The 15,279-nt window shown below is 50.4% G+C and carries 12 protein-coding genes and 3 tRNA genes; 1 reads left to right on the forward strand and 14 read right to left on the reverse strand.

What is annotated here, in order from left to right:
• Nucleotides 1-186: 186 nt before the first annotated feature.
• From ACFOE0_RS08165 to ACFOE0_RS08230, 14 genes are all read right to left on the reverse strand, one after another.
• Nucleotides 187-262: transfer RNA gene (locus tag ACFOE0_RS08165), tRNA-Lys, on the reverse strand.
• A 133-nt stretch (nt 263-395) separates the two neighbouring features.
• A tRNA-Lys gene (locus ACFOE0_RS08170) sits at nt 396-471 on the reverse strand.
• 86 nt (nt 472-557) lie between these two features.
• Nucleotides 558-633: transfer RNA gene (locus ACFOE0_RS08175), tRNA-Lys, on the reverse strand.
• Between the two features lie 136 nt (nt 634-769).
• The gene (gene ybgF / locus ACFOE0_RS08180; protein WP_115138245.1) at nt 770-1,516 is read right to left on the reverse strand and encodes a tol-pal system protein YbgF; all 747 of its coding nucleotides are present in this window, start codon (nt 1,514-1,516) and stop codon (nt 770-772) included.
• Nucleotides 1,517-1,537: 21 nt separating this feature from the next.
• Entirely contained in the window at nt 1,538-2,083 is a 546-nt protein-coding gene (gene pal / locus ACFOE0_RS08185) for a peptidoglycan-associated lipoprotein Pal (protein WP_115138244.1), read from the reverse strand.
• Nucleotides 2,084-2,112: 29 nt separating this feature from the next.
• A complete protein-coding gene (gene tolB / locus ACFOE0_RS08190; protein WP_248937700.1) occupies nt 2,113-3,441 on the reverse strand; it encodes a Tol-Pal system beta propeller repeat protein TolB in 1,329 nt (442 codons plus the stop codon).
• 9 nt (nt 3,442-3,450) lie between these two features.
• On the reverse strand, nt 3,451-4,365 hold the full coding sequence (tolA, locus tag ACFOE0_RS08195) for a cell envelope integrity protein TolA (protein WP_428848490.1): 915 nt from the start codon (nt 4,363-4,365) through the stop codon (nt 3,451-3,453).
• A 22-nt stretch (nt 4,366-4,387) separates the two neighbouring features.
• Nucleotides 4,388-4,825: a protein TolR gene (gene tolR / locus ACFOE0_RS08200; protein WP_115138242.1), complete on the reverse strand. Its 438-nt coding sequence runs from the start codon at nt 4,823-4,825 to the stop codon at nt 4,388-4,390.
• Complete coding sequence (gene tolQ / locus ACFOE0_RS08205; RefSeq protein ID WP_248937699.1) at nt 4,825-5,514, reverse strand: protein TolQ; 690 nt, start codon at nt 5,512-5,514, stop codon at nt 4,825-4,827. The genes tolR and tolQ overlap by 1 nt, the downstream gene beginning before the upstream one ends.
• Nucleotides 5,504-5,902 carry a tol-pal system-associated acyl-CoA thioesterase gene (ybgC, locus tag ACFOE0_RS08210; protein WP_248937698.1) on the reverse strand — a complete coding sequence of 133 codons (399 nt, stop codon included), beginning with the start codon at nt 5,900-5,902 and terminating at the stop codon, nt 5,504-5,506. The genes tolQ and ybgC overlap by 11 nt, the downstream gene beginning before the upstream one ends.
• Nucleotides 5,903-6,068: 166 nt before the next feature.
• Nucleotides 6,069-8,231 carry a prolyl oligopeptidase family serine peptidase gene (locus tag ACFOE0_RS08215; protein WP_248937697.1) on the reverse strand — a complete coding sequence of 721 codons (2,163 nt, stop codon included), beginning with the start codon at nt 8,229-8,231 and terminating at the stop codon, nt 6,069-6,071.
• Nucleotides 8,232-8,899: 668 nt separating this feature from the next.
• Nucleotides 8,900-10,393, reverse strand: a complete 1,494-nt coding sequence (locus ACFOE0_RS08220; protein WP_248937696.1) for a trehalase family glycosidase — start codon at nt 10,391-10,393, stop codon at nt 8,900-8,902.
• A 1-nt stretch (nt 10,394) separates the two neighbouring features.
• On the reverse strand, nt 10,395-11,642 hold the full coding sequence (locus ACFOE0_RS08225; protein WP_248937695.1) for an MFS transporter: 1,248 nt from the start codon (nt 11,640-11,642) through the stop codon (nt 10,395-10,397).
• An 86-nt stretch (nt 11,643-11,728) separates the two neighbouring features.
• Nucleotides 11,729-12,730, reverse strand: coding sequence for a LacI family DNA-binding transcriptional regulator (locus ACFOE0_RS08230; RefSeq protein ID WP_248937694.1), 1,002 nt, complete (start codon nt 12,728-12,730; stop codon nt 11,729-11,731).
• Between the two features lie 242 nt (nt 12,731-12,972).
• Here ACFOE0_RS08230 and ACFOE0_RS08235 point away from each other — a divergent pair, with 242 nt between their 5' ends.
• The gene (locus tag ACFOE0_RS08235) at nt 12,973-15,240 is read left to right on the forward strand and encodes a TonB-dependent receptor (RefSeq protein ID WP_380711769.1); all 2,268 of its coding nucleotides are present in this window, start codon (nt 12,973-12,975) and stop codon (nt 15,238-15,240) included.
• Nucleotides 15,241-15,279: the final 39 nt, after the last annotated feature.

Genomic DNA, 15,279 nt, shown 5'->3' on the forward strand with positions numbered 1-15,279 from the left:
GAAGGATTCGAACCTTCGACCAATTGGTTAAAAGCCAACTGCTCTACCGACTGAGCTAACGACCCATATTGTATTGTGTTCCGAAGAACGCTCTCCCGAAGGAAAGTGGTGGTCTTGAGGGTTTGCCTTAGACCAATTGCGCTGTTGAATTAGCAGCCAACTACTCTTTCAACATCACAGCAATACTGGTGGGTCGTGAAGGATTCGAACCTTCGACCAATTGGTTAAAAGCCAACTGCTCTACCGACTGAGCTAACGACCCATATTGTGTTGTGTTCCGAAGAACGCTTTCCCGAAGGAAAGTGGTGGTCTTGAGGGTTTGCCTTAGACCAATTGCGCTGTTGAATTAGCAGCCAACTGCTCTTTCAACATCACATCTCTCTATTCGAGAAAAGTGGTGGGTCGTGAAGGATTCGAACCTTCGACCAATTGGTTAAAAGCCAACTGCTCTACCGACTGAGCTAACGACCCACAGGTATTATTGATGAAGACACGCGAGAGCGTGGACCCGATTTCAGCCCATACTATCTACTCAAGTATGAAGTAAGACACTGAAGTGGTGGGTCGTGAAGGATTCGAACCTTCGACCAATTGGTTAAAAGCCAACTGCTCTACCGACTGAGCTAACGACCCATTCATCATGCTTCGTTGCGGACTGTGCCGCTCCGAGGGCGCCTATAATACCTTTTTCGGCTTTGCATGCAAGTGCAAAATCCTGTTTTCATTTCGCTTGCCTGAAAAACAGACTAAGCGCATATTTTTTAATTAATTAACCCTTTAGGCCAGCTAATTGTTGACCAGCAATGCGGGCAGAAGAGGTATCAGCGTACTCACGTTGCACTTGTTGATAGAAGTTTTTGGCTTCTACCTTGTCACCTGTCTTCTCAGCGATCAGGCCAAGTTTCAACAGACTATCTGCTCTTTTGTTGGAATCCTTGTAACGGGTGACCACGGCAGAAAATGCCTGCTTGGCTGCAGTGAAGTCGCTCTTATTATAGAGAAGCTGTCCCAACCAGTAGTTGGCATTGGCAATCAAGGTGGAATTTGGGTATTGCTTGATGAAGTTATCAAAGGCAACGATGGCTTCGTCATACTTACGTTCTTTGCGAACCAGATCCAAAGCATGTTGATAGCTTGCAGTTTCATTCAAAGTAGAAGTCGCTGCACCGGTACCTGTTGATATAGGCGCCGTGGCTACCGGAGTAACCGCCACGCTGTTTTTCTGAGATTGCAGCTGAGCAATTTCATCATAGAGCTGACGTTGACGTTCCAGCATCTGGTTAAGCTGGTAGTTTTGTTGCTCTACCAAACCCCGTAAATCCAGTACTTCCTGCTGCAGGGTGTCTACTCGGCTTTGCAGTTCAAAATCAGCCTGTTGTTTGGCTTTAATAATACGTTCCAGTCGTGCCACTCTGTCGGTGGCATTGCCGCCTGCCAGATCTTCAACCGGTGCAGGTGCAGCAATTGCTGTACCTGCACTCATGAAAATCAAGCTGGCCAAAACCGCTTTTTTCATGTGTTGTGTTCCTGCCTGTTATCAGTAAACCAAAACCGCACGACGGTTCTTGGCAAAACCATCATTGGTGCGGGACAGATCCAGTGGCTTCTCTTCGCCATAGCTGACGATGCTCATCTGGCTTGGCAGTACGCCCATGCTCTGCAGATACTTGGCTACCGCCTTGGCACGACGCTCACCCAGGGCGATGTTGTACTCAGGGGTACCACGCTCATCAGCATGACCTTCAATCAGTACGCGCACATTTGGGTTCTCAACCAGGTAATTACCGTGAGCCTGAATAATCTCCAGGAACTGTGGCTGAACTTCGCTGCGGTCAAAGTCGAAGTAGATGATGTGTTCTTTACGCAGTTCCTGCTCTTTCAACTGCTGCTGTTCTTCTGGTGTCAGGATCTGGCTGGCACTGCCGGTTTCAACACCACCGGATACCACACCGGAAGATGAACCAGTGTTGGAGCCCAGGCTACCGCTGGCATCGGTTTCAGATTCGGACGTTGAGCTACAGGCGCCCAAAGCAAGCAAAGGCAAAGCCACAGCCATTGCTTTCAATAATTTGTTCAGTTCCATGTTTTTATCCTTTTCGTTTTAATCGTTAATCAGAGAAATGGGGACCAGGAAGGTGATTTCACCTCTCCCTGCCCTGCTGGCAGTCGCGCCTTAAATCGACCATCCATTGAAACCGCCGCCAATACCTGTCGTCCGTTATGAGTAGTACCGTAAATCACCATGGTACCATTAGGTGCAGTGCTGGGCGATTCGTCCAGACGGGTTGAAGTCAGTACCTGCATAAATCCGGTTTGTAGATCCATGCGTGCAATATTGAACTTGCCATTGGTTCGGTTCACAAACACCATGCTGCGTCCATCCGGGGTAATATTGCCACCCAGATTCCACTCACCTTCAAAGGTCAGTCTGGTAATTTTTCCGCTGGCCAGATCAACCTTATATATCTGAGGGCGACCACCACGTTCAGAAGTGAACAGCAAGGCGCGTCCATCCGGGAACCAGGAAGGCTCAGTATCAATGGCGTAGTGATTGGTAACACGCTTGATCGCGCCGGTAGCGATATCCACCACATAGATTTCCGGTTGGCCATCTTTAGACAGAGTGACCGCCAACTTTTTACCATCGGGAGAGAACACAGGCGCACCGTTGATGCCTGGGAAGCTGGTCACCTTTTTACGGGCCTGGGTGTAGATATCCTGCACGAAGATTTCAGCCTGACGGTTTTCAAAACTCACATAGGCAAGCTCGCGACCGTTTGGCGACCAGGACGGTGACATCAGTGGCTCAGGCGAGCTCAGCAGCATCTGCTCGTTGTAACCATCATAATCAGAGATCATCAGCTGATAAGGGTTGGACTTGTTGTGATCCACCACCACATATGCGATACGAGTCAGGAAGGCGCCGCGAATACCGGTCAGCTTTTCAAATACGATGTCGCTGATGCGGTGACCGTATTGACGGAACTGAGAAGCAGAGATAACCGTTTCACGGGCGTCCAGTGACAAATCGGCTTTATCAATCTTGCCCTGAGCAACTTGCATCTGACTCTTGATCAGATCCACCAGCTCAAACTTCACCAGATACTGGTTGGTGCCGTAGGGCTTGATGGAGCCCATTACCAGAGCCTCAGCATCAAAATTTGCCCAGGCTGCCGGGTCAAATTGCGACACCATGCTAATTCCCTGCTGTGGCAGCGAGATAACATCAACCGGCTTAAAGGTACCGCTGCGGCTGAGATCTGACATCACCACATTGGCAATCTGCTCAGGTACTGGCCCGGCTCCTTCCCACGCAAAGGGCATCACGGCGATAGGACGTGCCGTATCCACCCCTTCAGTAATCACAATGTCCAGTGCCGCTTTCGACGGCAGACTGAACACAATCAACATCAGGGCTAAAAATTTCCCCAGGATTTTCATGAGACTTCCTTAATTAAACTCAGGTTGTACTGTGAGATTGATTTCTTTGAGCTGCTGATACACATCCGCCTCAGGTGAAACCGGCAATCTGCCAGCCCGGTTGATGGCGGCTTCAGTGGCACGACATACTGTGCTGTCACCAGACAGAACCCGGCTTGCTGTCACAAAGCCATCCTTTGCCAAACGAATATACACCTGACAGGTCTTGCCCCGCATCGCTTCGTTCACCACCAAATTACGTTGAATGGTCGCTTTAATCATGGCGGTGTAACGGGAGACTTCAGACACAACCTGCTGATTGCGACGGGCAGCCAGCGCGGCCTGCTCTGCGGCCATGGCCTCTTCCATCTGACGCTCCTGCTCGCGGCGAGCAGCCTCTTCAGCCTGACGCTTACGTTCAGCTTCTTCACGGCGCTTACGCTCTTCGGCGGCTTTTTTGGCAGCGGCTTCTTCCGCTTTGCGCTTCTCTTCAGCTTTACGAGCGGCTTCTTCTGACGCTTTACGCTCAGCTTCTTTACGTTGGCGGTCCGCTTCTGCAGCAGCCGCCTTTTTCTTTTCTTCCTGCTCTTTCAGCTTGGCCGCTTTGGCAGCATCAGCAGCACGCTTGGTTTCAATCTCCTGCTGCTTGCGCTCGGCTTCCAGCTTACGGATACGCTGCTGTTCGCGTTCACGGGCCTGTTTAGCCTCACGGGCCTTACGGTCCAGCTCGTCCTGTCTGGCCTTTTCCCGGCGCTGCTCATCCAGCTTTTGCTGTTTAAGTTTCTCAACCTGAGCAGCCACCTTTTGCTGGTCAACTACCACGGCCTGAACGATAGGCTCCTGCGCAGCAGGTGTTGGTTTTGGCGGCTCACTGGTAAAATCGACACCGGCCACCAGAATAGCTATCACGCCAAGATGAAGCCCTGCTGAAATCAGCATGGGCATAGTTAAGTCCTGCCTGGCCAACTCAGTTATCCTCCGGCGATTCAGTCATCAAGCCTACGGAAGGCACACCCGCCCCCTGCAGAGTGACCATTAACTGGATAACACGCTCATAGGCGATAGATTTATCTGCTTTAACCACCACAGGGCGTTCTGGCTCCAATTGCACTATGGCTGCCACCCGGGTAGCAATCTCTTCCAGATCCAGAGTTTCACGACTGGAACTTGAGCCCACATCCAGATAGTAATCGCCAAACTCATCAATCGAGGCAACCACAGGCGGCTTGCTTTCAGCCGGTAAGGCTTCAGCTTCCCCCTGAGGCAAATCCACTTTCACCCCCTGAGTGACAATCGGGGCGGTTACCATAAAGATGATCAGCAGTACCAACATCACATCTATGTATGGCACTACGTTGATTTCAGCGACCGGCCGGCGGCGCTTGCGTTGATATGCAGGCACCATTACACAGCTTCCTTCTCACTGTATGCCTGGCGGTGCAAGATGCTGGAAAACTCTTCCATAAAGTTGGCATAGGCCAGTTCCAGTTTTTCAACCTGAGTGGCAAAACGGTTGTAGGCGATCACCGCAGGAATCGCGGCAAACAGACCAATTGCTGTCGCAATAAGCGCTTCCGCAATACCAGGCGCGACCATAGCCAGCGTAGCGTTCTCCACCGCACCCAGCGCGATAAAGGAGTTCATGATCCCCCATACGGTACCAAACAGACCTATGTATGGACTGACAGAGCCAATGGTCGCCAGCAGTGGCAGGTTTGCCTCCAGGGACTCAACCTCACGGTTAAGGGTAACGCGCATGGCGCGATAGCTACCGTCCATCACAGCACCCGGAGTACGACCGCTGAGTTGGCTCAGGCGGGAAAACTCTTTAAAACCGGCGACAAACATGGCTTCCAGACCGGAGTTCTGATCGCCCCTGGCCTGCAGCTCGGTGTAAAGACGGTTAAGATCCACACCGGACCAGAATTTATCTTCAAACTTTTGCAGGCGCTGCTTCGCCGATGTCAGCAGGTTACGACGCTGGATAATCACAGCCCAGGACATAATGGACAGCCCCAGCAAGGTCAGCATCACCAGCTTTACCAACAAACTGGCTTGCATAAACAGCCCGATAAACGACATATCAGCGTGCACTTTGAAACTCCTGAACAATAAATGGTGGGATCGCATGAGGCTTCATGCGGGAAAGCTGAACGCAGGCGACCGTAATCTCCGCCTCACAATAGCACTGGCCGTCGGTATCCAACAGACGCTGATGAAACTTGAGGGTGGCCTTTTTCAGCATGGTGATTTCAGATACCACTTCGAGTTCCTGCTCAAAGCGCGCAGGACGGCGAAAGTTAATGTCAGCATGGCTGACAACAAAGGCAATATCCTCAGCCAGCAACTCGGTCTGGCCGATACCCATAGCTTTGAGCCATTCCGTTCTGGCCCGTTCGAAAAATTTCAGGTAATTGGCATGATAAACCACACCACCCGCATCTGTGTCTTCGTAATAAACTGAAATAGGCCAATGAAACATAAGTACGGTACTGCAAATTCAGTGCGTTAAATGATGCCTAACTATACCTGCCATCCTCGGTGATGTGAATGCCACGCAGCACACGGAGCATACAGGTACAGGGCTTGTTTGCATTCAGACACAAAAAAGGGGCAAAAGTGCCCCTTTTTTATTTATTTTGCATTTGTTACAGACTCTTTGGCATTTTCAGACCAAAGTTTTCCCACAGGAAGAGGTAGATATCTGCGTACTCATCAATGCGCATAGCAGTAGGTTTACCCGCTCCATGTCCGGCTTTTGATTCTATACGCATAATCACAGGCGCATCACCCTGCTGCTTTTGCTGCATCATGGCACCGAACTTAAAGCTGTGAGCCGGTACCACGCGGTCATCGTGATCAGCCGTCATCACCATGGTTGCCGGATACTCACGCTCGGTCACGTTGTGATATGGCGAGTAAGCCAGCAGAGTCTTGAACTGCTCAGGGTCTTCCGCACTGCCATACTCGCTGGCCCACGCCCAACCAATAGTGAACTTGTGGAAGCGCAACATATCCAGTACGCCCACGGCTGGCAGTACTGCTGAGAAAAGTTCTGGACGCTGTGTCAGGGCCGCACCCATCAACAGGCCACCGTTACTGCGACCATAAGCGCCCAGCTTGCCTGAATTGGTGTAACCCTGATCAATCAGGTATTCGGCGGCAGCATAATAGTCATCAAATACATTCTGCTTTTTATCCAGCATACCGGCCTTGTGCCAGGCTTCACCGTATTCAGCACCGCCACGCAGGTTAGGAACTGCATACACACCTCCCATATCCATCCAGGCGATATTGGCCGGGCTGAATCTTGGCGTCAGTGAGATAGAGAAACCGCCATAGGCATACAGAAGTGTCGGGTTGTCGCCATCACGCTTCATTCCCTTCTTGTAGGACACCATCATAGGTACACGGGTACCATCTTTGCTGGTGTAGAACACCTGCTCAGAGACATAGTCATCCGGGTTGAAAGCGACTTTTGGCTCAGCAAATACAGTGGACTCGCCGCTGCGGAAGTCATACTTGTAGATGGTGGAAGGCTGAACGTAAGAGTTGAAGCTGTAATAGAAGTAATCTTTGCTGCGCTTACCACTGGCACCGGATACATTGCCCTGCCCCGGCAGTTTGACATCCTGACGCTTCACGCCGCCCATACTATAGATAGACATCTTGCCCAGTACGTCGTGCATATAGGTCACAACGAAGTGATCATTAACAATCTCCACCGAACGCATGGTGTCTTCGTTTTCCGGGATCAGAGTTTCCCAGTTAGCCTTGGCAGGCTTGTTGACATCGATAGCAATGACTTTGCCTTTCGGCGCATTAAGGTCGGTCTTGAAATAGAATACTGAGCCATCGTTACCCACAAAGCTGTACTCAGCTTCCAGATCCTTAATCAACTCAACCACAGGCGCGTCTTTTTCTGTCAGCGACTTATAGAAGAAACGGTTACGGGAATCAGTGCCCTGAGAGACAGAAATCAGCAGGTAATCGCCTTTATCCGATACCGTGCTGTAAAAGCCCCAGTCTTTGTTCTGGGGACGTTCATAGATCAAGACATCTTCGCTCTGATCTGTTCCCAGCTTATGATAGTAAACCTTCTGGTTGAAGTTGACGTCCGCCAGCTTGTCACCGCCGGCCGGCGCATCATAACGGGAGTAATAGACGCCTTTGTTATCGTGGTCCCACTGGGCAGAAGAGAACTTAATCCACTCCAGTGTGTCTTTCAGCATTTCACCGGACGAAACATCTTTGAAGTACCACTGCTGCCAATCTGAACCTGACTTGGATACACCGTAAGCCAGGGTGTTACCATCATTACTGACCGATAGGCCTGAAAGTGCAATGGTACCGTCTTTAGACAGATTATTGGGATCCAGCAGTACCCGCTCATTGCCATCCTTGCCTTTCACATAAAGCACTGACTGCGCCTGCAGTCCATCATTACGGAAATAGAATTGGTTATCACCATATTCAAATGGCGCAGAGACCTTCTCGTAGTTCCAAAGTTCGGTAATACGGTCCACCAGCACCTGCTTACCCGGAATCGCCGCCAGGTAATTGTTGCCAAATTCCTGCTGCTCGGTTACCCAGGCTTTGGTTTTCCCATCATTCACTTCCAGAAAACGATAGGGATCAGCAACGTCGACACCATGAATGGTTTCAACCAGATCATCGGCAGCTGTAGTTGGGTAGGTAATTGCAGAGGCTTGATTGTCGACACTGGCTGTGTCGGTAGACTGGCAGGCGCTCAAGGCACCGCCCAAGAGCAACGCAAGAGCGCTGCGCTTCATTCCTGTGAGAGTCGTCATCGTGATTCCTTGTTATCTTTCTTATGTCATCAGCACTGCTTGAAAGGGTAAAAATACAGGCTTTGCCCAACATCAATGCCGATTATTTCGCCGGCGTCCCTGTGCGCCAGGATTTCGCTACTATACAAAGAATTGATAACAAAGCAACGCCGCACGCGGGGCGGGAATGTGAGTAAATGTAATATCAGCAGAGGCACAACAAAAACAATCGGATAAAGCCAAGTCCAAAAAAGCTGACAGCCGTCAGAAAACAGGGGGGAAATCCTTATTCGACAAATTGAAATTTCAACATTTAACAATCTATTTTCATAATCCGGGAACGAAAACCGAATAATTATGCAAATCTGCTGAAAACCAACGCGATTAAAGCGATTCGAGTGACTCAGCGTGACTGAGATCACCGAATTTATCATTAGATTTATTTATCTGAAATTGGAATTTTTCTCGTTTGTTCAGTCGAGAGAATCGGCCTAGAATTCACCTCGTTTTCAGGAAGCTCCCGCCGATTGCGGGCAGTGAAAACAAGAACTTCAGACTTGTGTGAACTCTTCACATCTGTCTATCCCTGGTTCTTATGCTTGACTTCCTTCCTTCAATTTGTTGATTGCAATGCTTTAATTTGCAGCCCGCTACCCCTGATAGCGGGCTTTTTTTTATCTCAAATCTGCCTAAGCCTCATTCAAAAGACGATAAAACTGCGCAGTAATACCATTGGTCCAACCAAAGCCCTGCTGCACCCTGTACTCTCCGCCACCAGCCAATTGTCCGGGTTCACATACATTATATTTTTCCAGCAGACAGGCATGCAGATTAAAGTCAGTTTCCACCATATCCAGCCACCGACGCATAATTAACCCGGCCAGCGAATGATGCTGATAGTTCTGCAGCCCCTTTACGGCAAGCCACTGCAGAGGTGCCCAACCATTGGGGCTATCCCATTGCTGCCCGGTAGTATGCAGTGTCGTCACTAACCCTCCGACTTTTAAGAAGCGGTTTTGCAGATTTGCGGCCATTCCACAGGCCTTATCTTCAGGGACAATGTTTGCAAACATCGGTAGCACACCGGCCAGAGACACAGCGGCAGTATGTTGCCAGTCCCGGATATCAAGATCCATAAACCAGGCTTGTTCGGCTGACCAGCAGTATTTAAGTATGTTGGCTTTCCGCTGTTGGGCTCTGACACGATACTCAGTCTGCTCAGGTGCATTCAGCGCCTCTCCCAACCTAAGCAGCATCATCTCCGTCAGGTACAAAAAGGTATTAAGATCAACCGGGACTCTGGTCGTGGTGGCGATAGAGGCCAGATCACCGGCATCATCGAGCCAGCGACTGCTGAAATCCCAGCCCGATTCGCAGGCTGCACGGATATCCAGATAGAAGCTGTCCCTGCGCTCTTCCGGTATTCGGCAGGCCAACTCAATATCTTCGCGGTATGACTCAGGGCGGGGGCCGGATCTGTCGTCCCAATAACGGTTCATGATCGCACCACAGGGCATGCGGACTACCCGTCGAAAATCCGTTAGCTGCTCAGAAACTACACCCTCACCTGCCATCCAGAAGTCATATTCTGTACGCAGCCCCGAATAACACGCCGCCAGCCAATCTGGCTCCTTGCTGCGCCGCTCCCACAAGAGTTCGATCATCAAAGCCATTATTGGTGGCTGGGATCGGCCAAGGTAATAACTCCGATTACCGTTTGGCACATGTCCATGGGTGGCAATCAAATGCAGAAAATTATCCAGCATATCCTCTATCTGTTGGAAACAGCCTGCATCTTTAAGCCCAAGCGCCGTGAAATAGCAGTCCCAATAATAGATTTCATTAAAGCGTCCCCCTGGCACGATATAGTCGTGGGGCAAAGAAAGCAGAGAGCCAAGATTGCCCTTGCTCGCCTTGCGTTCAAGCCGGGGCCACAGCGCCCGAATATATTCAGTGACCGAATGGCAATCAGGCAGCGCCTGAAGCTCAGGAGAGTCTGCAAAAACAAAGTGTTGATGAACAAACCGGGTTAACGAGTCTCTCGACTGCTCTGGCTTTTCCGCCAGGAAAGCTCTCTCTGCTGCGTCCCAGCTGTTTTTAGGGATAGCATCAGCAAACGTCTTGCAGTCTTCAAACAAGCCCGCCTGCTGCACGGCAATAAATAGGTGGTTGATAATCGGCATATCAGGACCCCTGCAGCAGGTTTGTGGCTGGCGCCGTTAATCTGCGAAAGCCAATCAGACAAAAAAGCAGAATGATCATTGGCACTATGGTCAGCAGAAACGCCTGCTGCCCTCCGAAATGGTGAAACAGCCACCCTGTGATATAGGAGCCCGTTGTCCCTCCCAGTGCTGAAAACACCACAATCAAGCCTGTCATCGACGCATGCTGACTCTTTTCACGACTCGACAGGATTAAGGAGTTGAGGACCGGATACAGAGGAGCCATGACCAGGCCTATCAGGGGCATCACCCAGGCCGCGGCGGGAATATCGGTTAAGCCTGTGACCGACCCAGACACTGAAGGCTCAAAGGACAAAGCCAGTAATACCAACAGCGCCATCAGGAGCACACAACCGGTCAATAGTGAGAACCAGGGTATCCACTTCAGCAACAGTCCCGCAGCCAGCCGTCCAAGCGCCAGACTGGCGGCGAAAACACTGGTTAACTGAACACTGACCGATAAAGGTAACCCAAGATATTCATGGTTAAATGTCGGCAACCAGGTTCCTACCGCTTGTTCAATCAGGACATACAGAAAGGTACAAAACACAAACACCAGCACCAAAGGCTCGATGGCGAGACGAATCATCTGCATCCAGCTCTCCCTCAATCCGCCGGATACCCTGCCATCCTTGTTACGCTGGGGCTCAGGCAAGGGAGTAAAAAGCACCAGGCCACCGGTCAATAACAGCATGCCCCCCAGGAGATAGTAGACATTCAGCCAATCAAACGACAGGGCTGCATCACCAAAAAACAGAGGGAACAACCAGTATCCAGACAGCACCCCAAGCATAAAGGTTCCCTCTATGGTAGAGAGTAAACTTGAGTGCGCGGCTTTGCTGTCGGATAACTCCCCCACCAGGGAGTAGACGCTCACTTTTACCAGGGCAAAGCTGCTGCCGATGGCGGCAAACAGCAGCTTAATCGTCCAGAAATGAGGAATTGAGGGAACCACAACACACACAATAGACAGGGCTAACAAGGCGGTTGTAAGCGCTACTTTGTAGCCAATTCTCGGAATAAAGGAAGCCAGCAACAAAGATACCAGCGCGATGGGAATATCTTTAAAACCTTCAAGGCTGGCAGCCTGTGCTTTGGATACTCCAAATGACAACGTCGACTGTAAAATCACGGTCCCCACGCTGTTCATCAATATTGCAAACAGAAAGTAGCAACTGACTAGTGCGGCAATACTCCTTGCCCTGTGCATCGGCATCTCCAAAGCGGGTTAGTTCTGGAAAGCAGCCTAACAACCACCTCAACATTTTGCAAACGTTTGCACAACATCAACACTCATCAACTGGATTGCCGGCAGATAAGCTCAATCGGTAATTGCTCTGCACAGGTCTTCTTCCCTTCCAGCTGAATCAATAACTTAGAGACCAAAGACTGGGCTGCCATACGGGTGTTTTGCGCTATCGTCGTTAGTGAAGGGTAGCTCACTTCAGCCATGGCAATGTTATCAAAGCCTACAATCCTGACATCATTGGGGACACTGACATATCGCTCTTTCAAGGCTTTCATGGCACCAAATGCAACCATATCACTGCAGGCAAATACCCCGTCAAAATTAAGGCCGGCACTTTGCAACCTCAGATTAATCGCCCTGTATGCCGACTCGCTGGTAAGGTCGATTGGCAGGAGTTCCAAACTGGCCCTGGCAGCCTCAAGCTCTCCCAGGCAGCCACGATAACGTTCACCTATCTCAGCGTGGTCGGGGTCGCCCAGGAACAGGATTCTCCCCGCCCCCTTTTCCAACAAATGGCAGGCAGCCAACTGGCCACCTCGAAAGTTGTCACTGCCCACAACCGGGTAATCGGACTCTGAGCTGGGGTCGCCCCAGGCAACCAGAGGTGTTCCTGCTGCAAACGCCCGCTCAATTTGGGTTTGCTGTTTGCCCTGGCCGACAACAATCACACCATCAGCCCTTCTGCCGGCGACAAAATAGCCGTACCAATCCTCTCCGGCCATGCGGGAATTGGACAGCAACAATTCATACCCCTGCTGGTTAACTGCTTGATTAATATCGCCAACCACCTTGAGCAGAAACGGATCGTCAATAGATTGCTCTGTCTCATAGTCAAGATTAAGGATAACCGCGATGACATTGGTTTTTTGGGACCTGAGCCTGGAGGCCGCCGCATTGAGACTGAAATTATGGGTCTTAGCCAAATCCTGAATACGCTGACGTGTTTCCGCTTTAATCAGAGGGTTGTTGTGCAAGGCTCTGGAAGCCGTAGAGGTAGATACACCAGCCAGTTTGGCCAGCCCGGCCAATGTCAGCTTATTTCCAGTCATCCAAATATTCCATTTAACTGCTTGCATATCTGCAAGTTAGCTGTCGAAGATTCGCCAGTATACCCCAGACACAGCAGAACACTTTGTAAATTTATTGTAACAAGCCTATTGCAAACGTTTGCATAGAGTCTTATGTTAATTTCCGAGCCCTTAACCAGATATCGACTATGGTTTGGGTGTCCAGCCCCTGTTAACTCGCTGGATAACAGGAGAAAAATAACAAAAGATATGGGGAAAACGCTGTGAAAAACAGATTCACCGTACCACTGCTCACCGGTCTGATAGCATCAATTTTAGGCACTGCGGGCCAGGCAGCAGAAAACGAAGAAGCTTCAAATAAGCAAGCCGCCAATAAAGATATTGAGACTATCGTGGTATCCGGCACGCCTGCCGGTAGTGGTATCAGAAAGTCTGAAGCCGCTTTTGCCGTCACCAATATTGATGCTGTTGATATCAATAGATTGGCCCCTAAAAGTACAGCAGATCTGTTTAAAGCTGTTCCCGGGGTTTGGGTAGAAAGTTCTGGTGGAGAGTCTGGAGCCAACGTGTTTGTCCGCGGCTTTCCGGGTGGTGGCGATGCGCCCTTTCTGACAGTCAGCCTGCAAGGTTCGCCAATTTACCCCGCGCCGACACTGTCATTTCTGGAAAACTCTTCACTGTTTCGTCTGGATGAAACCATTGCCATGGTAGAAGCACTGCGAGGAGGCCCTAACCCTGTCGTCTCTAACGGCCAGCCTGGGTTAACCACCAACTTTCTGCTGAAAAGAGGCCGGGAAGAAACCGAAGGTTTGGTGAAATACTCCACCTCAGATTATGACCTGCAACGGGTCGATATGGTGCTGAGTGGCGAAGTGAGCGACGGCCTTTACTACATGATGGGTGGCTACATCAAACGCTCTCCCGGTATTCGCGATGCGGGCTTCACTTCAGAAAAAGGCCAGCAATTTACCCTGAATCTGGTGCAGGAACTGGATGATGGCGAAATTAACTTTTATACCCGAATTACCGACGATACCGGCGCATGGTACCTGCCTACCCCCCTGAATATTGATGGCATAGACGCTTCATATACTCAGCTTGGTACCTTGAACCGGCAGGCCAGTATCTACTATGGCGCAGACGATGAGATGCTGGATATCGATCTTGCTGATGGTCGAGGCTGGGATGGACACATAACAGGTGGCAGTATTCGCTATTCCCTGCCGGGCGACTGGCAGTTTATCGATAGATTTAACCTGATTAAGGGCAATGCCAACACTCTTGGTTTGGTGCCCAATGGCGGCGCGGTCGCTTTGAGCTCTGTGGCAGACAACGGTACTGACGCAACCGGTGCCGTCACCGGCAATCACTATGGTGGCGATACTCAGGTACAGCAATATGGTCGCTGGGTCGTATTAAAAGAGATCGAAGCCTTCACCAATGATATGGCGTTCAGCAAGCGTTTTGACAGCATTGAAGCTTCACTTGGCATGTACACGGCGACCACTTCAGCCAATGATTGGTGGAGTCTGGGTAATACCGCTTATATGGTGCTTGGCGGCAATAAAGAGGCTCTTGCCGGTATCGCCTGTAATAATGAAGCTCAGGGGTGTGCCTGGAACTATGACATTAACTCCACGGGAGATGCCCGTACCTTCGCACTTTACAGCACCTTGTCCTGGGATATCACAGATGCGGTTACGCTGGACCTTGGAATACGAAACGAAAAGCATGAGGTGGAATACAGTGTCGATGAAGGTCTGGATGGCAAAATCAGCAAATATGTGGACTACGATACCCGCAAAACCTCCTGGACGGCCGGCGTAAACTACCAATTCGACTCGAACTCCGGTGTGTTTGCCCGGGTCAATAAGGGTTACAAAATGCCTTACTTTGACGACTTCAGAGACAATTTCGGCGCCTATGAGGCGGGTGAAGAACTAATCAAAGTGGTCTCTCAGGCGGAGCTGGGTTATAAGTTCATCGGCGATTCAATGAGCCTGTTTGCCACGCTATTTGCCAATGAGGTGGAGGGAGATACCTTTGTCCGTCGTCCCGGTGCGCCGGTAGAAACCCTCACCAACCAAGCTCTCGGACTTGAGCTTGATTATAACTATGACCATGACTCCGGCTTCTCTGTGAATATGAATGCCACCTGGCAGGATACTGAAATTACCGACAGTCCTGACAACGAAGGCAAGCAAAGTCAGAGACAACCTCAATGGCAACTGAGAATTACCCCCAGCTATGAGTTTGAAATTGCCGATATGTATGCCTCTGTTTATGGCACCCTGACAGCAGTGGATGACAGGTTTGCCGACAACGCCAATACAGTGGTGTTGGACGGATATGAAAAGGTGGATTTGGGATTGATGCTTGAACCTATGGAGTCCATCATTGTCCAGCTCTCGGTAGACAACCTGACGGACGAACAGGGAATCACCGAGGGTGACCCAAGAAACCCGTCCGCCCCCAATGGCAGATATATCTTGCCCCGAAGTGCGGTTTTATCTGTAACCTATTCTTTCTAAGTTGGAATATTAAAAAGCCCGGTTTATTTAACCGGGCTT

Source organism: Shewanella submarina (assembly GCF_042646185.1).
Taxonomy (GTDB): domain Bacteria; phylum Pseudomonadota; class Gammaproteobacteria; order Enterobacterales; family Shewanellaceae; genus Shewanella; species Shewanella corallii.